Annotated in this window: 19 protein-coding genes; 15 read left to right on the plus strand and 4 right to left on the minus strand. The window is 67.3% G+C overall.

Annotation, left to right across the window (positions count from 1 at the left end):
- Positions 1-32: 32 nt before the first annotated feature.
- The 8 genes from uvrC (at position 33) to BMX37_RS01810 (ending at position 8424) form a co-directional block, all read left to right on the plus strand.
- Entirely contained in the window at positions 33-1964 is a 1932-nt protein-coding gene (gene uvrC / locus BMX37_RS01775; RefSeq protein ID WP_170841791.1) for an excinuclease ABC subunit UvrC, read from the plus strand.
- 56 nt (positions 1965-2020) lie between these two features.
- Entirely contained in the window at positions 2021-2974 is a 954-nt protein-coding gene (locus BMX37_RS01780) for a polysaccharide deacetylase family protein (RefSeq protein WP_093663748.1), read from the plus strand.
- Positions 2975-3038: 64 nt separating this feature from the next.
- Complete coding sequence (gene recO, locus BMX37_RS01785; protein ID WP_093664228.1) at positions 3039-3773, plus strand: DNA repair protein RecO; 735 nt, start codon at positions 3039-3041, stop codon at positions 3771-3773.
- A 27-nt stretch (positions 3774-3800) separates the two neighbouring features.
- On the plus strand, positions 3801-4844 hold the full coding sequence (gene leuB, locus BMX37_RS01790; RefSeq protein WP_093663749.1) for a 3-isopropylmalate dehydrogenase: 1044 nt from the start codon (positions 3801-3803) through the stop codon (positions 4842-4844).
- The gene (locus BMX37_RS01795; RefSeq protein ID WP_093663750.1) at positions 4841-5941 is read left to right on the plus strand and encodes a glycosyltransferase; all 1101 of its coding nucleotides are present in this window, start codon (positions 4841-4843) and stop codon (positions 5939-5941) included. Before leuB ends, BMX37_RS01795 begins: the two co-directional genes overlap by 4 nt.
- Before the next feature lie 53 nt (positions 5942-5994).
- Entirely contained in the window at positions 5995-7203 is a 1209-nt protein-coding gene (locus BMX37_RS01800) for a trans-sulfuration enzyme family protein (protein WP_093663751.1), read from the plus strand.
- On the plus strand, positions 7200-7613 hold the full coding sequence (apaG, locus tag BMX37_RS01805) for a Co2+/Mg2+ efflux protein ApaG (RefSeq protein WP_244501338.1): 414 nt from the start codon (positions 7200-7202) through the stop codon (positions 7611-7613). The genes BMX37_RS01800 and apaG overlap by 4 nt, the downstream gene beginning before the upstream one ends.
- Before the next feature lie 19 nt (positions 7614-7632).
- Complete coding sequence (locus tag BMX37_RS01810) at positions 7633-8424, plus strand: LysR family transcriptional regulator (RefSeq protein WP_093663752.1); 792 nt, start codon at positions 7633-7635, stop codon at positions 8422-8424.
- Positions 8425-8427: 3 nt separating this feature from the next.
- On the opposite strand, the gene BMX37_RS01815 is transcribed toward BMX37_RS01810, so the two are convergent.
- Both BMX37_RS01815 and BMX37_RS01820 read right to left on the minus strand, forming a co-directional pair.
- Entirely contained in the window at positions 8428-9717 is a 1290-nt protein-coding gene (locus BMX37_RS01815) for a serine hydrolase (protein ID WP_244501339.1), read from the minus strand.
- Entirely contained in the window at positions 9717-10571 is an 855-nt protein-coding gene (locus BMX37_RS01820) for an ABC transporter permease (RefSeq protein ID WP_093663754.1), read from the minus strand. Before BMX37_RS01820 ends, BMX37_RS01815 begins: the two co-directional genes overlap by 1 nt.
- Positions 10572-10637: 66 nt before the next feature.
- Here BMX37_RS01820 and BMX37_RS01825 point away from each other — a divergent pair, with 66 nt between their 5' ends.
- Positions 10638-11384, plus strand: coding sequence for a GcrA family cell cycle regulator (locus BMX37_RS01825; protein ID WP_093663755.1), 747 nt, complete (start codon positions 10638-10640; stop codon positions 11382-11384).
- Positions 11385-11429: 45 nt separating this feature from the next.
- On the opposite strand, the gene BMX37_RS01830 is transcribed toward BMX37_RS01825, so the two are convergent.
- Positions 11430-12266 (minus strand): outer membrane protein, encoded by an 837-nt coding sequence (locus BMX37_RS01830; RefSeq protein WP_244501340.1) that lies wholly within the window; start codon positions 12264-12266, stop codon positions 11430-11432.
- Positions 12267-12474: 208 nt separating this feature from the next.
- Here BMX37_RS01830 and parE point away from each other — a divergent pair, with 208 nt between their 5' ends.
- From parE to queE, 6 genes are all read left to right on the plus strand, one after another.
- Positions 12475-14454, plus strand: a complete 1980-nt coding sequence (parE, locus tag BMX37_RS01835; RefSeq protein ID WP_093663757.1) for a DNA topoisomerase IV subunit B — start codon at positions 12475-12477, stop codon at positions 14452-14454.
- Between the two features lie 266 nt (positions 14455-14720).
- Positions 14721-15917, plus strand: a complete 1197-nt coding sequence (locus BMX37_RS01840; RefSeq protein ID WP_093663758.1) for an aspartate aminotransferase family protein — start codon at positions 14721-14723, stop codon at positions 15915-15917.
- 103 nt (positions 15918-16020) lie between these two features.
- Positions 16021-16938, plus strand: a complete 918-nt coding sequence (gene argF / locus BMX37_RS01845) for an ornithine carbamoyltransferase (RefSeq protein WP_093664230.1) — start codon at positions 16021-16023, stop codon at positions 16936-16938.
- Positions 16939-17073: 135 nt separating this feature from the next.
- Positions 17074-17979 (plus strand): Hsp33 family molecular chaperone HslO, encoded by a 906-nt coding sequence (gene hslO, locus BMX37_RS01850; RefSeq protein WP_093663759.1) that lies wholly within the window; start codon positions 17074-17076, stop codon positions 17977-17979.
- A 45-nt stretch (positions 17980-18024) separates the two neighbouring features.
- Positions 18025-18714 (plus strand): 7-cyano-7-deazaguanine synthase QueC, encoded by a 690-nt coding sequence (queC, locus tag BMX37_RS01855; protein WP_093663760.1) that lies wholly within the window; start codon positions 18025-18027, stop codon positions 18712-18714.
- A gap of 25 nt (positions 18715-18739) precedes the next feature.
- Positions 18740-19372 carry a 7-carboxy-7-deazaguanine synthase gene (gene queE / locus BMX37_RS01860; protein ID WP_093664231.1) on the plus strand — a complete coding sequence of 211 codons (633 nt, stop codon included), beginning with the start codon at positions 18740-18742 and terminating at the stop codon, positions 19370-19372.
- A 36-nt stretch (positions 19373-19408) separates the two neighbouring features.
- Here queE and BMX37_RS01865 read toward each other — a convergent pair whose 3' ends face one another.
- The gene (locus BMX37_RS01865) at positions 19409-20125 is read right to left on the minus strand and encodes a hypothetical protein (protein ID WP_093663761.1); all 717 of its coding nucleotides are present in this window, start codon (positions 20123-20125) and stop codon (positions 19409-19411) included.
- Between the last annotated feature and the right edge of the window lie 9 nt (positions 20126-20134).

The raw sequence follows: 20134 nt of genomic DNA on the forward strand, positions 1-20134 counted from the left end.
AGCCGCTGGCGGTGTGACTCCTCGGCCCCTACATGGGCGGCATGTCAGGCTACGGCCCCCCCGATCGTTTCAACGAAGAAAAAGCCACTTACACCGTTCGCGGTAGCGACACGCCCGACCTCGACGCGGGTGTGGCGGCGATCCGCAACGTGCTGAAAACGCTGCCTAACCGATCCGGCGTGTACCGGATGCAGGATGCGAAGGGCGACGTACTCTACGTCGGCAAGGCGCGGTCGCTGAAACAGCGGGTTGCGAACTACACGCAGGTCAAGCAGCTGCCGAAGCGGCTCCAGCGCATGGTGTCGCAGACCCGCGCGATGACCATCGTGACCACCAACAACGAGGCGGAGGCGTTGCTGCTGGAGGCGCAGCTCATCAAGAGCTTTCGCCCCGCGTACAACGTGCTGCTGCGCGATGACAAAAGCTTCCCGTTTATCCTGCTGCGTGCCGACACCGACTTCCCACGCGTCCAGAAGCATCGCGGGGCGCGGCGAGCGGTGGGCAATTACTACGGCCCCTTCGCCAGCGCAGGATCGGTCAACAACACGTTGAACGCGCTGCAGAAACTGTTCCTGCTACGCTCCTGTACCGACGGCTTTTTCAAGACGCGCGACCGGCCTTGCCTGCTGTATCAGATCAAGCGATGTTCCGCCCCGTGCGTCGGTCGCATCTCTCGGGAGGATTATGCCGAGCTGGTCGCGGATGCGAAGAACTTCCTCGGCGGCAAGTCGACCCAGGTCCAGGCAAAGCTCGGCAGCCAGATGCAGGCCGCGGCGGAGGCGATGGATTTCGAGCTGGCGGCCGTGCTGCGCGATCGGTTGAAGGCGCTGACCTTCATCCAGGGCACTCAGGCGATCAACGCCGAGGGGGTCGGCGACGCTGACGTCTTCGCCCTCGCCTGTCTGGAGGGGGTGATCGGGATCCAGGCGTTCTTTATCCGGGGCGGCCAGAACTGGGGGCATCGCAGCTTCTTCCCCGCGCATGTCGCGGACGTGCCGGAAGACGAAGTGATGTTGAGCTTTCTGACCCAATTCTACGAGGAGGTGCCGCCGCCGCGCACGATTCTGGTCGATCGTGAAGTGGGTGAGGGCGAGCTGTTATCTGAGGCCCTGGGCGCGCGTGCGGGATACAAGGTGTCGCTGTCCGTGCCGCAGCGGGGCGATCGACGGCGCCTGATGGATCAGGCGAAGCGCAACGCGCGCGAGGCGCTGGAACGGCGGCTCGCCGAATCGACGACGCAGGCGAAGCTGCTCCGCGAGGTGGCGGACCTGTTCGACCTGGCCGAGCCTCCGGATCGGATCGAGGTGTACGACAACAGCCACATCCAGGGTACCAGTGCGCTGGGCGCGATGGTGGTCGCGGGCCCCGAAGGGTACCGCAAGGGCCAGTACCGCAAGTTCAACATCAAGGGGAAGGACACCATCCCCGGCGACGATTTCGGCATGATGCGGGAGGTGTTTCGCCGTCGCTTCGCACGCCAGCTTGAGGAGGCGCCGGATCGTGACGATGGCACCTGGCCCGACCTGGTGCTGATCGATGGCGGACGTGGCCAGTTGAACGCGGTGAAGGGCGTGCTGGAGGACCTTGGAATCGAGGACGTGTGCCTGGTCGGGGTCGCGAAGGGGCCGCATCACGGACGCGAGGGCCGAGAGGTGTTCCACCTGATGGATGAGCGCGAATTGACGTTGCCGGTCAACTCGCCGGTGCTGTTCTACCTCCAGCGCTTGCGCGACGAAGTGCACCGGTTCGCGATCGGTGCGCACCGGGAAAAGCGGGCCAAGGCGATCGGCGCCAGTCCGCTGGACGAGGTACCGGGTATCGGGCCCGCGCGAAAGAAGGCGCTGCTGATGCACTTCGGAACTGGACGCGCGGTCCGCAACGCCAGCCTGGACGACCTGAAGCGCGCGCCCGGCGTGTCGGCAGCGGTGGCGCAGCAGGTGTACGACTTTTACCACGCGCATTGAGCGGGGCGTGCCGGACGATCAGGCTTTCTTCACCAGCATGGGACTAGGACCGGGGCATGGCGACCCCGGTCTTCCTCACCGTCGACACCGAATTCGCGTGGCGTGACCATGCCGATGGCCGCGACCTGTCCGCGATCTATGACCGGTCGGTGGAGCCGGCGGGCGTCGGCCTGCGCTTCCATCTGGAGCGAATGGGGCGGTGGGGGTTGAAGGGGTGCTTCTTCATCGATCCGATGCCGGCCATCCCTTACGGCGTGGCGCCGATCGCGCGCATGGTCGAAGCGGTGCTGGAGGCGGGGCAGGAGGTGCAGCTGCATTGCCACGCCAATTGGGCGGGCGCGCGGGTCGGCGATGGCGGGGCCGCTCATGCGCGGTTCTACCTGAACGAATATGATGCTGGTGAGCAGCTGGAGCTTTTGACGCGCGCGACCGACTTGCTGGTGGCGGCTGGCGCGCCCCGGCCGATCGCGTTTCGGGCCGGGGGCTATGCGGCGAATGACGATACGCTGGCGGCGCTGGCGGCGCTCGATTTCCGCTATGACAGCAGCCACAATGGCGCGGAACCGCTGGATCGTCCCGGGATCGACCTGCCGCCGGAGCTGATCGGCCCCACGCGCCACCATCTGGTGGAGGTGCCGGTGACCCTGATCGAGGACCGCCCCGGCCATCTGCGGCCGTTTCAGATTTGTGCCCTGTCCTCCGGGGAAGCGCGGGCCGCGCTGGATCACGCCGCGACCCACGATCATGCCGCGGTAACGATCGTCAGTCACAGCTTCGAACTCGCCAATCGGACGCGGGACGCGGTGAACGCGGTGCATGTGCGCCGGTTCGACGCCCTGTGCGCGATGCTGGCGGAGCGAAGCGACACGCTGCCGACGAGCCATTTCGCCGACATGCCGCCGTTGCGGCCGGACGGTGGCGAACGCCCGTTGCCGCCCGCCCTGCTGCGGACGCGTTTGCGGCAGGCGGAACAGCTCTGGTCCAATCTGGTCGCCGAACGCGCGGGATGACCGAGCGCGGTTGCTGCCCTGACGGGGGCTGCGCCGCGCGCGTGTCGTGCCCTATATCGCCCCCGTGCATATCGTCGCGCCGGCCCTGATCCTCTCCGTCCGCCCGCATGGGGAGCATGGTGCGATCGTGCGCGCACTGACGCCGGCCGACGGCATGCAGCCCGGCTATGTTCGGGGTGGGCGGTCGCGTGTCCTCAGGCCCGTGCTGCAACCGGCCAACGCGGTGCTCGGCGAATGGCGCGCGCGTACTGGGGAGCAACTGGCGTCGCTTACGGTGGAACTGATCGAAAGCCGTGCGGCTCTGCATGGCGATCCTTTGGCGGCAGCGGCGCTGTCCTGGGTCACGGCCCTGACCGCGACGGCCCTGCCGGAGGCGCAACCCTATCCCCGATTGTACGAGGCGCTGGACGGCGTGATCGGGGCGCTGGCGGCGGCGCCGTCGGCGCGGGGATGGTTGCCGGGCCTGATCCGTTACGAGTTGCTGGTGCTGGCGGAGCTTGGCTTCGGACTGGCACTGGATCGCTGCGTCGTGACCGGTGAGCGGGGCGTGTTCGATCTGGTCAGCCCGCGCAGTGGCGGGGCGGTGTCGCGGGCGGCGGCCGGTACCTATGCCGGCCGCATGCTGCGCCTGCCGCCCTTTCTGCTCGGCGGGAGCCAGTCGCCAGACTGGCCGGACCTCTTCGACGGCATGCGCCTGACCGGGCATTTTCTGGACCGCGACATCCTGGCCGACCGGCGGGAGGATGTGGGGGCGGCGCGGCAGCGACTGACGGCAAGGTTGAAAAGGGCGGTTGCGTGAGAGCGACGGCATCGGCAGGTACGGCGCATGACCCTGATCGCGATCCTGCCGGGCGACGGCATCGGCCCCGAAGTCACCACCGAAGCACGGCGGGCGCTGGAGGCGCTGGCGTATGATCTGACGTTCGAGGAGGCTCCGGTGGGTGGCGCGGCGTATCGCGCCTGCGGGCATCCGTTGCCCGAGCAGACGCTGGACCTGGCGCGGCGGGCGGATGCGGTCCTGTTCGGGGCGGTCGGCGATCCCGATCTGGACGGGCTGGAACGCGCGCTGCGTCCCGAACAGGCGATCCTGGGACTCAGGCGCGAGTTGGCGCTTTTCGCCAATCTGCGTCCGGCACGGCTGTTTCCGGGGCTGGAGGATGCGTCGGCGCTCCGCCCCGAGGTGGCGAGCGCGATCGACCTGGTGATCGTGCGCGAGCTGACCGGCGACGTGTATTTCGGCGAAAAGGGGCAGAGGCAGACTGCGACCGGATCACGCCAGGGCTATGACATCATGGCCTATGACGAGCATGAGGTTGCGCGGATCGCACGGGTCGGCTTCGAGACCGCACGCAAGCGGCGGGGGCGCCTGTGCTCGGTGGACAAGGCCAACGTGCTGGAAACATCGCAGCTGTGGCGTGATGTGGTGATCGAGGTCGCCGCCGACTATGCCGATGTTGAACTCAGCCACATGTATGTCGACAACGCCGCGATGCAGCTGGTCCGCAATCCCGGCCAGTTCGACGTCATCGTCACCGGCAATCTGTTCGGCGACATCCTGTCCGATCAGGCGTCGATGTGTGCCGGTTCCATTGGGATGCTGCCGTCGGCGGCGCTGAACACCGATGCCAAGGGGCTGTATGAGCCGATCCATGGCTCCGCTCCCGATATCGCGGGCAAGGGTGCGGCCAATCCCTGCGCGGCAATGCTGTCCGCGGCGATGATGCTGCGCCATTCGCTGGCCCGACCGGAACTCGCCGACCGGCTGGAGGCAGCCGTGATAGGCGCGGTAGCCGACGGTATCCGGACGCCCGATCTGGGCGGGACGGCAACAACGCGGCAGGTTGGTGATGCGGTGATCGCCCGACTGTGAGTCCCCCGCTCGACCTGGCGGTCGTCATTCCGACCTTCAACGAGCAGGGCAATGTCGGCCGCCTTATAAGCGCGTTGGATCAGGCGCTTACGGGGCGGAATTGGGAAGCGATCTTCGTCGACGACGACAGCGCGGACGGGACGGCCGACAGCGCAAGGGAGCTTGGCCGGATCGATCGTCGCGTCCGGGTGATCCAGCGCATCGGTAGGCGCGGTCTGGCCTCTGCGTGCGTGGAGGGGATGTGCGCGACGGCAGCGCCGCTGGTTGCGGTGATCGATGGCGACATGCAGCATGATGAGCGGCTGCTGCCGGCGATGGCCGACGCTCTTGCCGCCGACCCGACGCTGGATCTGGTGATCGGATCGCGGTTCGTGGCCGGGGGTGGTACGGGTTCCTGGGACCGTGATCGCGTGGCAAAATCGGCATTCGCTACAAGGCTTTCGCGGCATGTCTTGAGATCCGATGTCAGCGACCCGATGAGCGGGTTCTTCATGATCCGTACGCAGACGTTGCGGGATTTGGCACCGCATCTCGCAGCGATCGGGTTCAAGATCCTGCTCGACATCCTGATGGCCAGCCCGCGTTCGCTGCGTTTTCGGGAACTGCCCTATACCTTCCGCACGCGGCAGGTCGGGGAAAGCAAGCTCGACCATGTCGTGGCGATGGAATTTCTCATCACGCTGTACGACCGCATGTTCGGGCGGGTGGTGCCGGTGCGGTTCGCGATGTTCTGCCTGATCGGGCTGATCGGTGTGATACCTCATATGGCGGTTCTTGGGGGGCTGCATTTCTGGCTGGATGCGCCGTTCCGGGCGGCGCAGATCCTGGCGACCGCAGTCGCGATGACCTTCAACTTCTTCCTCAATAACGCGCTTACCTATCGGGAAAGACGGCTGAAAGGCGCGGCTGAGTTGTTCGGTGGCTGGGTGTCGTTCTGCGTCGCCTGTTCCATCGGAGCCATCGCGAATGTGGGTGTCGCCGACTTCCTGCATGACGCGCGGGCGGGGGCGTGGGTGGTGCCCGCACTGGCCGGCATCGCGGTCAGCGCGGTCTGGAACTACGCGCTGTCGGCCCGTTTCGTATGGGGCCGCTATTAACGGACTAGCGCGCTTTCTTGCCAGCGTCCGTCGACACGGGCAAAGGCACGGACATGAAGCGCAAGACAGGTCAGGATCGCTCCGTCACGCAGAAGTGGCGGCCCGCCACCCGCGCCATCCGCGGCGGCACCGCCCGCTCGGAATGGGGCGAAACGTCGGAGGCTTTGTTCCTCACCTCCGGCTATAGCTACGACCGGGCCGGAGACGCGGCGGCACGCTTTGCCGGTGAACAGGCGGGCATGACCTATTCGCGCCTGCAGAACCCGACGGTGGAGATGCTGGAGGAGCGTATCGCCCTGCTCGAAGGGGCGGAGGCGTGCCGGACCATGGCGACCGGCATGGCTGCGATGACGGCGGCGCTGCTGTGCCAGTTGCAGACGGGCGATCACGTCGTCGCCGGTCGCGCGGCATTCGGGTCGTGCCGCTGGCTGACCGACACGCTGCTGCCGCGGTTCGGCATTGCGACCACGATCATCGACGCGCGCGATCCGCAGCAATTCGTCGACGCGGTCCGGCCCGAGACGAAGCTGTTCTTCTTCGAGACGCCGGCCAACCCGACCATGGACGTGGTGGACCTGCGCGCCGTCTGCGCGATCGCGCGGGAGCGGGGCATCCGCACGGTCGTGGACAATGCCTTTGCCACCCCGGCGCTGCAACGGCCGCTGGATCTGGGCGCGGACATCACTGCCTACTCCGCAACGAAAATGATGGATGGGCAGGGTCGCGTGCTGGCAGGTGCGGTGTGCGGCAGTGCGCAATTCATCAACGAGGAACTGCTGGCGTTCACGCGCAACACGGGCCCGACGCTGGCGCCGTTCAACGCGTGGGTGGTGCTGAAGGGTCTCGAAACACTGGACCTGCGTATCCGCCGCCAGTCGGAGAGCGCGCTGATCGTGGCGAAGTTCCTGGAACAGCGTGTCGCGACGGTGAACTATCCAGGGTTGCCCAGCCATCCGCAGCACGCATTGGCGATGAGCCAGATGGACGCGGCGGGCCCGATCTTTTCGTTGGAGGTCGCGGGCGGCCGCGAGCAGGCGCACGCCCTGCTGGATGCGCTGGAACTGATCGACATCAGCAACAACATCGGTGATTCGCGGTCGCTGATGACCCATCCCGCGTCCACCACCCATGCCGGCGTGTCGGCGGAAGTGCGCGAGCAGATGGGGGTGCGTGAGGGCTTGCTGCGCCTGAACGTAGGCCTGGAGGATGTCGACGACCTGCTGGACGACCTGGCTCAGGCATTGGACAGGGCGGGACTGTGAACCCGACCATCGCGCGCGCCCTGTTCCCCCATGCCGCGACCACGCGAGGGATCACCGTGCGCGTGTCGGTCAGCTTCCTGCCCGAACAATCGGAGCCGGAGCGGGGGCGCTGGTTCTGGGCCTATCACATCCGCATCGAGAATGACGGCGATGAGGAGGTGCAGCTTTTGACCCGTCACTGGATCATCACCGACGGACGCGGCGCTCGCCACTCGGTGGAGGGTGAGGGCGTGGTCGGGGAACAGCCGGTGATCGCGCCGGGAGCGAGCTACGACTATGTGTCGGGCTGTCCGCTGGCGACGCCGACGGGCGCGATGCAGGGCCGGTACCGCGTGTCCGGCGCGGTCGGCGACGCGTTCGACGTGGCCATTCCGCGCTTTCCGCTGACAGCGCCGGCGGTGACGCGATGATCGAGCACGGAGGCGGCGCATGAAGCGGACGCACCTGCCGCTCAACGGGTTGCGCGTGCTGGATGCGGCGGCGCGGCACCTGTCCTTTACGCGCGCGGCGGACGAGCTGGCTGTGACCCCCGCCGCCGTGGGGCAGCAGATCCGCGCGTTGGAGGATACGCTGGGCGTGGTCCTGTTCCGTCGCACCACCCGTGGCCTAGAACTGACGGCGGAGGGGGAGGCGGGGCTTGCCTCGCTGCGGGACGGCTTCCTGCAATTCGAGGAGGCGGTTCGCGCGATGCAGGCGGGGCAGACGTCCAAGTCGCTGACCATCGCCGCACCGCGTGACGTGACCGAGAAGTGGCTGATGCCGCGGCTGACCGCGATCGCGGCGGCCGATCCCGAATTACGCTTTGCCCTGGTCGCGTCGGATGAGGGGCTGGACTTCACGGAGGCCAATCTGGACCTGGCGATCCGCTGGGGTCAGGGGCCGGGGGAGCATGAGGGCGAGGCATTGGAGTCCGACGGCTTCGTTACCGTCGCGGCGCCGGCGGGAACGCTGGATGGCGCAATCGCTTGGCCGGGCGGACCCGACGACGGCAATGCGGCTGCGGTGCGGGTGGCGGACGCCGGGCTGGCGATCGACGCCGCCGCAGCCGGCCTGGGGCGCGCGTCGGTGCCCGAGCTGCTCGCCGCGGGCGACATCGCCAGCGGGCGGGTGGTGGTGCTGGGCGAACCGCGTGGCGCCTCGCAAGGCTATTGGCTGGTCGCGCCGCTGCCGCAATGGCGGCAGAAGAAGGTGCGGGCATTGGTCGACGCGCTGACCGCCTGAGGGTCAGCGGTCCGCCAGCAGGGTCAGCGCGCGGGTGACCAGCGCGGCGAAGGGCGCCTCTGGCGTCTCCCCGTCGGTGCGGTGCCACGCGGCCGCAACGGCATAGGCATGGCCCGAGCGCGTGCGCAGCAGATAGTTGAGGGTCAGCACCCCCGGCTCCGACCCGCCCTTGAAACCGAGGTAGCCGAACCGCTCCGCCACCGTCGTCGGTACGCCCGGATTGATCGCGAGTATGTCGCGGGTCGTGGCGTCGCTCGATTGACGGAGCCGGTCGAGTAGCGCGGCCGTGGCGCGTGGGCTGGCGAACCATTCCGCCGTGTCCGTCGCTACAGGGCCCTTGGCGAAGATGCCGGTCGCGAGCGGCGTCACGTCGAAGCGGGCCTGATCGCGGGCGAGCAGCGCGGCACGCGCCGGCGGCGTCATTGCCGACCAGCGCCAGCGCAGCGCGGCATCACCCTTCAGCACGAAGGCCTCACGCGTGGTGAGCACCGGCGTCGACAAACCGCTGCCCGCCGCGGCGCGGTCGACCGCCGCGCGTCCCAGCGTCCGCATCAGCGTGTCGGTTGCGCTGTTGTCGCTGATCGAAATCATCAGCGTGGCGAGCGTCTGTACGGTCACGGGTTCGCCGCGCGGCCAGCCCTGCGTAATGCCCGACGGCAGAGAGGGTGGGCCGAGGCGCACCACGTCGGCCCATCGACGCTGCCCTGCGGCGACCTGCCGCTCAGCCTCCGCCAACACCCACAGCTTGAACGCCGATCCCAGCGGCATGGCATGGTCCGCATCCTGTTCCAGCAGCGGCTGCGGGGCGCCATCGCCGAACGCATAGACGCCGATCGCGGCGTGTCCCGGCAGTGCTGCGACCGCCGACCCCACTGCTGCCATGCTGTCGTTCGCCAAGGCGCGTGCGGTGATGCGGAGTTCGGCGATCCGGTGTGGATCGCCGGGTTCCAGCGCCAAGTCTATCGTCGCGCTGCCGCGCTCGAAGCCGATCACGATCTCCGCCCGCCCTTGACCGAAGGCGCGCACGCGCGCCACGCCACGGGGCTGTCCCAGATCGGCGGTCAGGTTGTCGGCGATCCCGCGAAACTGCTCGGCCGGAATGGCGGATCGGAAGGCGGGCGAGAATAGCGACTCTGCGTCGCCGGACCCGCCAAGGAACAGGGAGAGCTGATCCGCCCTGGCGCGAACCGCCGGATCGGCGGCGACGGTCGTCGCGGCGGCGGGCGCGGGCGGCTGCTGGGCGGCGGCCGGTGCCGCCGCGAGCAACAGCGTGGCGGCGAGCCGCCGGCGCATCAGCTCTTCAACCGCCAGCCGCGCCGCAGCAGCGCGTAACACACCAGCGCGAGCGCGACGTCGATCGCCAGGATCACTGCGCTGCCGAGCAGGACGGGCGAGTCGGCGGTGCCGAGGAACCCGTATCGGAAGCCGGAGATGATGTAGAAGAACGGGTTGGCATGACTGAATGCGCGGAACGCCGGCGCCAGCCGGTCGACCGAGTAAAAGGTGCCAGACAGGAGCGACAGCGGCGCGATGACGAAGTTGGTGACCGCCGCCGCATGGTCGAACTTCTCCGCCCATATCGACGTCAGCACGCCGAGCAGCGACAGGAACATCGCGCCCAGGAAGCCGAACCATAGGATGGCGACCGGGTGACGCGGGAACACGTGAACGTCCGGCCACAAGGCCATGGCCAGCCAGCAGATGAAGCCGACGATGAACGCGCGCGTCATCGCGCCCCCGACCAGTGCGCCGAGTAGCTCGCCGGTCGACAACGGCGGCTGCAGGTAATCGACGATCGTGCCCTGGATCTTGCCCACCAGCAGCGAGAAGCTGGCATTGGCGAAGGCCGGGCCCATCATCCCCTGACTGATGATAAGGCCGGGCGCGATGAAATCGGCAAAGGGGATGTCGACGCCGCCAACCTGAACCGGCCGCTTCGCCCCCGTCGCGATGGTGAACACGATCAGGAACAGCAGCGTCGTAATCGCCGGCGCCCAGATGGTCTGGAGGTGGACCTTGAAGAAACGGCGAACCTCCTTGATATAGAGGGTTCTCAGGCCGCCCCAGTTGATCGCCCGGATGACGGGCACGCCAGGTGCGTTTCTGATTGCCGAACCGGTTTGGCCGAGCGGTGGGTGGCTGTTCATGCGCCGAGCGGGTAAACGCTGGCGATGCCGCCCGCAACCGGCGCATGAAACATTGGGGAAATTGCGATGTCGTGGACCGACGAGCGGATCGAAACGCTCAAGACGATGTGGGAAGCGGGCCAGACTGCCAGCCAGATCGCGGAGGCGCTGGGTGGCGTCAGCCGCAATGCCGTGATCGGCAAGGCGCATCGCCTGGGACTGCAATCGCGCCCATCGCCGGTGAAGCAGAACGATGCCGAGCCCAAGGCGGCGGCACCCGCAGCCCCTGCGCCGGCCGAGCCGGTTGTGCCCGCAGCGCCTGCGCCCGAGCGTCGCGCCGAGCCCGCCGCTCAGGACGCGCCGGCCGCGCCTGCGGAGACTGTCCGTCCGGATCCTGCCCCCGCCGCGACCCCGCCAGCGGCGCCCTGGTCCGCCGCGCCATCTGCCGCGCCCCTAGAGCCCAGGCGCGACGCGGAGCCGTCGGCGCCGGCACCGCAGACCATCCTGCGCTCCGTCGGTCCCGGTGGGTTCGTGCGGCAATCGCCGGGCGAGCAGCAGCCGCCGGCCACGCCCGCTCCGCCGCGTCGTCTGGTGCCGGCCAAGCCGTCGGCCGAGATCGCCGGCAAGACCAGCCTGCTCGACCTGAACGACCGCATCTGCAAATGGCCGCTGGGTCATCCGGGCGAGCCAGATTTCCACTTTTGCGGAGAGCGGGTGAATCCCGGCTTCCCGTATTGCGTGGACCATTGCGGCCATGCCTATCAGGCGCAGTTGCCGCGTCGGGATCGGCGTCCCGCGCCGCCGCTGCCCTTTGGCGGCCCGCGCGTACGCTGACCGATCGGGCCGCCGTCTGGTGAACAGGCGGCGGCCCGTTCCGCTTCAGAAGCGGAATGCGGCGGTTGCCCGCATGGAATGCCAGCGGAACATGCTGTCGGAGCGACGGAAGTCCGTGCCCGCGATGTTGGGTGCCAGCACGAACGGGTTCGTCGCCGGTGCCGTGCCTGCGGTCGCCTGTACCCGGTAATCGTTGTCGCGATACTGGTGGTACATATATTCCAGCCCGAACGACAAGTTGCGGCCGACCTTCTGCTCGATGCCGCCGCCGCCCAGCAGGCCGAACTGGTTGCGATCGCCGCGCCCCGTGAAAGCGTTGGCGGTGTTGGTGGTCGAAAAGCTGCGGTCGATGCGCGCGTAGCCCGTGCCGAAAGTTCCGTAGAACAGCGTGGCGTCGACGGCATAGCCGACCCGTCCCCGCACGCTCGCCTCCCAGTCGATCGAGCGCGTCATGGTGTAGCTGGCGGGCGTGGTGGAAAAGCCGCTGACGCTGTCGCGCACTTCGGACCGGCCGAACTCGCCCACCGCACCGATCACCAGGTTGCCGCGCTGGGTATCTGCACCGACGCGGCCGTAATAGGCCCAGCCGTCGCGATCGTTGCGGCATCCGGCGGCGGGCGTCGCACCCAGTGCAGCGCCGTTGCAGAAACCGGGTGAAAAGGCGTTCGCGCCGGTGGCCGTGGTCACGCTGTCGCCGAAGCGACCGTCCAGGTTCCGATCGAACAGGATGGATGAGCCGATATCGTTTGGCTGAACGTCATAGCCGCCGGCGACGCCGACATAGACGCCGTCAAACGGGCGATCGGCCGTGCTCTCCTGCGCCAGGGCGGGCGTGCCGGCGACAAGGACGAGGCCGAAAGCGGCCAGGGCAGGTTTGAACAAACTATAGGCTCCCGAATGGTGGTGGGGACATGAACAGGTCGGGCGGCAGTGGTATCCGCGCTGGACCGTCCGGACCTGCACGCGAAACCATTTCGTACCTGGCGGAAACAAAGCGGCAACGGATCCTGATTGCGCGTCGTCAGGCCGCCGTTTCGACGCCGACCACAGACCGATGGTACACAGGGCGAACATCGCCTATGTCGGGATCATGGCCGACGACCTGTTCGCGACTTCCGCCCAGAGCGGTACTGACTATGACGCTTCCTCGATCGAGGTGCTGGAGGGGCTGGAACCCGTCCGCCGTCGTCCCGGCATGTATATCGGCGGGACCGACGAGCGCGCGCTGCACCACCTTGCCGCCGAGGTCCTCGACAATGCGATGGACGAGGCGGTGGCCGGTCACGCCACCCGGATCGAGGTGGTGCTGGAACCCGGCAACCGTTTGACCGTGATCGACAACGGGCGCGGCATTCCCGTCGATCCGCATCCCAAGTTTCCGGACAAGTCGGCGCTGGAGGTGATCCTTTCCACGCTGCACTCGGGCGGCAAGTTCACGGGGAAGGCATATGCAACCTCCGGCGGCCTGCACGGTGTCGGCGTGTCGGTGGTCAATGCGCTCTCCACCGACACGGTCGTGGAAGTCGCGCGCGACCGTCAGCTGTACCGCCAGCGTTTCAGCCGGGGACAGACGCTGGCGCCGCTGGAACATGTCGGCGCCGCGCCGAACCGGCGCGGGACGTCCGTGGCATTCACCCCGGACACGGAGATCTTTGGACCCGATCTGAGCTTCAAGCCGGCGCGGCTCTACAAGCTGGTGCGGTCGAAGGCGTATCTGTTCGCGGGCGTCGAAATCCGCTGGCGCTGCACGCCGTCGCTGTTGACCGACGATATCCCGGCGGAGGCGGTGTTCCAGTTCCCCGGCGGTCTGGCCGATCATCTGAAGGAACAGGTCGGCGCGCGCGAATGCGCCACGGCGGACTTCTTCGCGGGGCGGCAGGATTTTCCTAGCGATCAGGGAAGGGTCGAATGGGCGGTCGCCTGGCCGCTCTGGTCGGACGGCAGCTACAGCTGGTACTGCAACACCATCCCGACTCCCGACGGTGGCACGCACGAACAGGGCCTGCGACAGGCGCTGGTCCGCGGATTGCGGGCGTTCGGCGATTTGATCGGCCAGAAAAAGGCGAAGGACCTCAGTGCGGACGACGTGGTGGTCGGGGCGGAACTGATGCTGTCCGTCTTCATCCGCGAGCCGCAATTTCAAAGCCAGACAAAGGACCGGCTGACCAGCCCCGAAGCGGCAGGCTTGGTGGAAAAGGCGGTTCGCGACCACTTCGATCATTGGCTCGGCCACAACATGGACCGTGGCAAGGCCCTGCTCGGTTACGTGCTGGAGCGGATGGACGACCGCCTGCGTCGCAAGCAGGAGCGCGAGGTCAAGCGCAAGACCGCGACCAGCGCGCGGCGACTGCGCCTGCCGGGCAAGCTGACCGACTGTTCCGCCGATGATCCCGCCGGCACGGAGCTGTTCATCGTGGAGGGCGATTCGGCCGGCGGATCGGCCAAGCAGGCGCGCGATCGCAAGACGCAGGCGATCCTGCCGATCCGGGGCAAGATCCTGAACGTCGCCAGCGCCACCAGCGCGAAGATCTTGGCCAATCAGGAGATCGCGGACCTGATCCAGGCACTGGGCTGTGGCACGCGCAAGGAGTGCCGGCCGGAGGCGCTACGCTACGAACGGGTCGTCATCATGACCGACGCAGACGTCGATGGCGCCCATATCGCGACACTGTTGATGACCTTCTTCTTCCAGGAAATGCCCGATCTGGTGCGACGCGGGCACCTGTATCTGGCGCAGCCGCCGCTTTACCGGCTGACGGTTGGCGCGAAGTCGCTCTACGCCCGCGACGACGCCCACCGCGCGGAGCTGGAGAAGACCGCGTTCAAGGGCAAGAAGGTCGAGGTCGCCCGCTTCAAGGGTCTCGGTGAGATGAACCCGCAGCAATTGCGGGAAACCACCATGGACCCCTCGACACGCGGCATGCTTCGCATCACCTTGCCGCAGGAATATGAGGAGCGCGCCGGCGTCAAGGATCTGGTGGACCGGCTGATGGGCAACAATCCGGCCCACCGCTTTGCCTTCATCCAGGAGAATGCGGCCCGGCTGGACGAGGAGGTGATCGACGCGTGAGCGTTGCGAGTACTTGAGTGGAGAGTGATGCGCGATCCGCTGGGATACGCCGATGGGTAGGAGCAGCGGGCGGATTATAGGTGCTCTCTTGAGTTGCTCGCCACGATCGATGCACGAAACCAGCCGCCGCTCGCGCTACGCGCTCGACGAAGATGCCGCCTACCGCCAGCCTCTATGGTTGACGCTGGCCCTTCCGGCTCCCTATGCTCGATACCGGGCGGTCCCTTCCGGGCCGCCCTTTGTCGTTTCAATCAAGGAGAAGGCCCGTGTCCACCCCCGCGCTCATGCCCGTTTACCCACGGTGCGGCGTGCGCCCGGTGCGAGGGGAGGGGGTGTATCTCTATGGTGAGGACGGGACCGAGTATCTCGATTTCGCCGCCGGCATCGCGGTCAACGCGTTGGGGCATGGTCACCCGCATCTGGTGAAGGCGATCGCCGATCAGGCGGCCACGCTGATGCACGTGTCCAACCTGTACGGCAGCCCGCAAGGCGAGGCGCTGGCACAGCGGATCGTCGACAACAGCTTTGCCGACACGGTGTTCTTCACCAATTCGGGTGCCGAGGCGATCGAGTGCGCGATCAAGACCGCGCGTCGGTTCCACCACGCCAACGGCAATCCTCAGCGGCACACGCTGATCACCTTCAACAACGCGTTCCATGGTCGGACGCTGGGCGCGATCTCCGCCACCAACCAGGCGAAGATGCGTGACGGGTTCGAGCCGTTGCTGCCCGGCTTTGCCTATGCACCGTTCAACGATCTCGATGCCGCGCTGGCGCTGATCGACAACAGCACCGCCGGTTTCCTGGTCGAGACCGTGCAGGGCGAGGGCGGCGTGTCGGTCGGCACGGAGGCGTTCATCAAGGGCCTGCGTCAGGCGTGTGACGAGCACGGGCTGTTGCTGGTGCTGGACGAGGTACAGTGCGGCTATGGTCGGACCGGCCGGATGTGGGCGTATGAGCACCACGGCATCACGCCGGACATCATGGCGGTGGCCAAGGGGATCGGCGGCGGCTTTCCGCTGGGCGCATGCCTCGCCACGGCGGAGGCGGCGAAGGGGATGGTGTTCGGCACGCACGGGTCGACCTATGGCGGCAACCCGCTCGCCATGGCGGCGGGTCAGGCGGTGCTCGACGTCATGCTGGAGTCGGGCTTTCTCGAGCATGTCGAGACAATCGGGCAGCGGCTTCGTCAGGCGCTGGAGCAGATGATCCCCAACCATGACGCGCTGTTCGAGGAAGTGCGCGGGTCGGGCCTGATGCTGGGATTGAAGCTGAAGCCGGGCAACGAGCCGCGCGCGTTCGTGGCGCACTTGCGCGACAATCACCAACTGCTGACGGTCGCGGCCGGTGAGAATGTGGTGCGCATCCTGCCGCCGCTCGTCATCGACGAAAGTCACGTGGCGCAGGCGATCGAGCGCCTGAGCGAAGGTGCGCGTACTTTCGCCGGCCCATCCGACGATTGATCCCGCAAATCTCGTCTGACCGGCCATCGCGCCGCGCGCCGCCGAAAGCGCGGCGTGGGGCGCGTGGACCGACTACACGAATGGAAGGTGAGTGAAGGTGACCATCCGCCATTTCCTTGATCTGTCCGATGCTGGCGGGAACGGCGTTGCCGCGATGCTAGTCGACGCGCTCGATCGCAAGGCGGCGCGGGCCGGGTGGCCGAAGGGGCGCAGCGATGCCGATGCGCCGCTGGCCGGGCATGTGCTGGCGATGATCTTCGAGAAGAACTCGACGCGCACGCGTGTCAGTTTCGACATGGCGATCCGGCAGCTTGGCGGGACCTCGATCGTGATGGATGCGGGATCGATGCAGTTGGGGCGCGGCGAGAGCATCGCCGACACCGCGCGCGTCCTGTCGGGCTATGTCGACGCGATCATGATCCGCACCGACGATCATGCGAAGGTCGTGGAGATGGCGGCCAACGCCTCCGTCCCGGTCATCAACGGCCTGACCGATGCGTCTCACCCGTGTCAGGTCATGGCCGACCTGCTCACCATCCTGGAGAGCGGGCGCGCCCTGCCGGGGTTGAAGGTCGCGTGGCTGGGCGACGGCAACAACATGCTCGCGTCGATCATGGAGGCGGCCGGGCTGATGGGCTTCGACGTGGTGGCCGCCTGTCCGCAGGGATTCCAGCCGACCGATGCCGATGTGCAGCGCGGGCGAGGGCGCGCCCGCGTGGTCGGCACCGCTGCGGAGGCGGTTGAGGGTGCCGACGTTGTGGTCACCGACACGTGGATCTCGATGGGTCAGCTGCATGCGGAGACGAAGCTGGCCGCGATGATGCCGTTCCAGGTGGACACGGCGCTGATGGCAAAGGCCAAGCCCGACGCGCATTTCCTCCACTGCCTGCCGGCCCACCGCGGTGAGGAGGTGGTGACGGAGGTGATCGACGGGCCGCGGTCGCTGATCTGGCAGGAGGCGGAGAACCGCCTGCACGCGCAGAAGTCCGTGTTGCGGTGGTGCTTCGGCCAGATCGGTTGATCGGACCGGGCGGCGTCCTATCTTGACGCAAACGCCCGCCTGACTTGCTTTCCCATCCGCTGTGTTCTTCGTTGAGCACATCGCGTTCGTGCGCGAGCGGAGCGGGTCGGCATCGGCACAGCCCACGGTGATTCGATGGATCAAACCTCTTCCGACCTCGACCGCGCACTCGGTTTCACGATCGCGGGCCGCAGCGCGCGTGGGCGCATCGTCCGTCTCGGCACGACGCTCGATACGATCCTGGCGGCACATGCCTATCCTCCCGCCATCGAGGCGCTACTGGCCGAGGCACTGACGCTGACCGCGCTGATCGGGTCGACCCTGAAGGACCCGGCGGGCCAGCTGACGATGCAGTCGCGGACCGAGACCGGCGTCGTCACCTTGCTGGTCTGCGATTACCGCAACGGGGAGGTGCGCGGCTATGTCGAGTTCGACGCCGATCGGCTGGCTATGGCACCGGAGCGGCCGACGCTGTTCGCCCTGTTCGGTGCGGGCTACCTCGCCATCACCTTCGACCTGTCGACCAGCGGCGAGCGGTATCAGGGCATCGTGCCCCTGGACGGCGACACGCTGACCGAGGCGGCGCAGAGCTACTTCATCCAGTCGGAACAGATCCCGACGCTGGTGCGCGTCGGCATGCGCAAGGGCGCCGATGGCCGCACGGTCGCAGGCGGGCTTTTCCTCCAGCACCTGCCGGAGGGAGAGGACGGTCGCGAGCGGCTGCACACGCGCCTCGACCACCCGGAATGGGAGCATGTCGCCGCACTGGGCAGCACGATCGGTGCGGACGAGTTGGCGGACGCGGCACTGCCGCTGGAGACGCTGGTCTGGCGCTTGTTCAACGAGGAGCCCGATGTGCGCGTTCTGGCGGCGACCGCGATCAGCCGTGGTTGCCGTTGCACGCCGGAGCATTTCGCGGCCGTGCTGTCCCGCTTCCCGATCGAGGAGCAGCGGGCAATGGCGGACGAGGGCGGCGACATCTTCGTCGATTGCCAGTTCTGCGCGCGCAAGTTCGCCGTACCGGTCGTGGAGGCCGCATGACGCACAGTTGCGGTCGGACCTGCAAAGGCCTAGCGGGCAGCGATCATGTCTGATGAGAAGATCGCCGTCGCCCTGGTTTCGGGTGGCCTGGATTCAATGGTGTCCGCCGCCCTGGCGCGGGAAAGCGGCTATGTCGTGCTGGCGCTGTCGGTGGATTACAACCAGCGGCACCGGGTCGAACTGGCCGCGGCCGCACGCGTCGCCGCCGCTTTGGGCGTGGCGCGCCACATCGTCCTGCCGCTCGACCTGTCGAAGTTCGGCGGCTCCGCGTTGACCGACGACATCGCCGTGCCGAAGGACGGGGTGCAGCTGGATGGTATCCCGATCACCTACGTGCCCGCGCGCAACACAATCTTCCTCAGCCTGACGCTCGGCTGGGCGGAGGCGGCGGGCGCGCGCGACCTGTTCATCGGGGTGAACGCCCTCGACTATTCCGGCTATCCCGACTGCCGCCCTGAGTTCATCGAGGCGTTCGAGCGTATGGCAGAGCTGGCGACGAAAGCTGGTGTCGAGGGTGAGCCGTTCCGCATCCGCGCGCCGCTTCAGCATATGACAAAGGCCGATATCGTGCGCGAGGGTGCGCGTCTGGGGCTGGACATGGGGCTGAGCTGGTCGTGCTACGATCCCGCACCGGGCGACCTGCATTGTGGGCTATGCGACAGTTGCCGCCTGCGCTCCAAGGGGTTCGAGGAGGCCGGCGTGCCCGATCCCACCCGCTACGCCGCGCATCCGTGATGACGCCCGCAACGATCACGCGGTCCTGATGTACGCCGTCAAGGAGATGTTCCTCACGCTGCAGGGCGAGGGGGTCAATGCCGGCGCGCGCGCGGTGTTCGTCCGGTTCGCGGGCTGCAACCTGTGGTCCGGGCGCGAACGGGACCGCGCGTCCGCCATCTGCCGCTTCTGCGACACCGATTTCGTCGGCGTGGACGGTTTGGGTGGGGGGCGCTTCGTGGATGCGATGGCGCTCGTCGCGGCGGTCGAGGCGCACTGGGGGCAGGGCACGGAGCGTCGCTTTGTCGTGCTGACGGGTGGCGAGCCCATGCTCCAGATCGACGATCCGATCGTCGAAGCGCTGCACGCGGCCGGTTTTCGGATTGCGGTGGAAACGAACGGGACGCTTGCGGCGCATCCCGGCATCGATTGGGTGTGCGTTAGTCCCAAGGCAGGGTCGACCGTCGTTCAGACAAGGGGCGACGAGTTGAAGCTGGTCTGGCCCCAGGCGGGTATCGACATTGACGAACTGGAAAGTTGGCACTTCGCCAACCGGCTGATCCAGCCGATGGACAATGCGGCCGGTGCGGCGAATACGGAAGCGGCCATCGCCCTGGTCATGGATCGGCCGAACTGGCGATTGTCGCTGCAAACGCACAAGCTGCTCGGCCTGCGCTGATCGGGTGCCCCGAACCGGGGCACCCGCCATGTCGCGTCAGCGTGCCGCGATGCCGCCGGCCACGGGCTGGCTGATCGGCTGCAACGTCTGCGGCCCGCACTGCTTTTCCTGCCAGCGATATTTCTTGTCCCAACAGATCGCGTCCAGGCGCGGGATCGCCACGGGATAGGGATCGCGGCCGATATAGCGGGAAAACATCTGCTCACCCCAAGGCGTCGCGATCGAGTTGCGCAACTCGCGCATGCGACGTTCCGCGAGATTGCCGAAGTCCCCGCGCGGCGTGAACACGGCCTCGCTGCCGATCGATGAAGCGGTCTGGCAGAAATTGATCTGACTGTAGACGGCAGTAACGCTGGAATAGGTGCGGGTGCCGAACTGGTCGAGCGCCGCCTGACCGGCCTTCGGCGTCTTTGCGGTGCGGGCGAAGTACTTGGTCAGCGTGTCGAAGGATGACTTCAGTTCGGGACCATGGTCCTTCAATGTCGCGTTGTAGTTGTCGACCGTGACCAGCGTCGGTTCGAACTGGCACTGCAAGGCGGCGACGTTCAGCGCAGCGCGCAACGTCCAGGCCAGGCCTGCCCGCTCTTCCGCGGCGGTGGCGCCGGGCAGCGGTTGCACGATCCCGGCCTCCGCACCCTTTGTGGGGCGGTCGCTCAGGTCGCGCGATTTCAGAAAGAACTGTGCCGACGCCGGGGTAGCCAAGGCCATTCCGAAGACGAGCGCCGCCGCGCCTGCCAAAAACCCGTTACGCATTTACACCAT

It is taken from the genome of Sphingomonas gellani, assembly GCF_900110035.1.
Lineage (GTDB): Bacteria > Pseudomonadota > Alphaproteobacteria > Sphingomonadales > Sphingomonadaceae > Sphingomonas > Sphingomonas gellani.

Bases quoted from the DNA above. Each gene is read 5' to 3' on its own strand.
- parE (WP_093663757.1), top strand. From the start codon at position 12,475: ATGGCCGACGACCTGTTCGCGACTTCCGCCCAGAGCGGTACTGACTAT.
- BMX37_RS01865 (WP_093663761.1), bottom strand. From the start codon at position 20,125: ATGCGTAACGGGTTTTTGGCAGGCGCGGCGGCGCTCGTCTTCGGAATG.
- BMX37_RS01780 (WP_093663748.1), top strand. From the start codon at position 2,021: ATGGCGACCCCGGTCTTCCTCACCGTCGACACCGAATTCGCGTGGCGT.
- BMX37_RS01810 (WP_093663752.1), top strand. From the start codon at position 7,633: ATGAAGCGGACGCACCTGCCGCTCAACGGGTTGCGCGTGCTGGATGCG.
- BMX37_RS01825 (WP_093663755.1), top strand. From the start codon at position 10,638: ATGTCGTGGACCGACGAGCGGATCGAAACGCTCAAGACGATGTGGGAA.
- queC (WP_093663760.1), top strand. From the start codon at position 18,025: ATGTCTGATGAGAAGATCGCCGTCGCCCTGGTTTCGGGTGGCCTGGAT.
- BMX37_RS01800 (WP_093663751.1), top strand. From the start codon at position 5,995: ATGAAGCGCAAGACAGGTCAGGATCGCTCCGTCACGCAGAAGTGGCGG.
- leuB (WP_093663749.1), top strand. From the start codon at position 3,801: ATGACCCTGATCGCGATCCTGCCGGGCGACGGCATCGGCCCCGAAGTC.
- hslO (WP_093663759.1), top strand. From the start codon at position 17,074: ATGGATCAAACCTCTTCCGACCTCGACCGCGCACTCGGTTTCACGATC.
- BMX37_RS01820 (WP_093663754.1), bottom strand. From the start codon at position 10,571: ATGAACAGCCACCCACCGCTCGGCCAAACCGGTTCGGCAATCAGAAAC.
- uvrC (WP_170841791.1), top strand. From the start codon at position 33: ATGGGCGGCATGTCAGGCTACGGCCCCCCCGATCGTTTCAACGAAGAA.
- BMX37_RS01815 (WP_244501339.1), bottom strand. From the start codon at position 9,717: ATGCGCCGGCGGCTCGCCGCCACGCTGTTGCTCGCGGCGGCACCGGCC.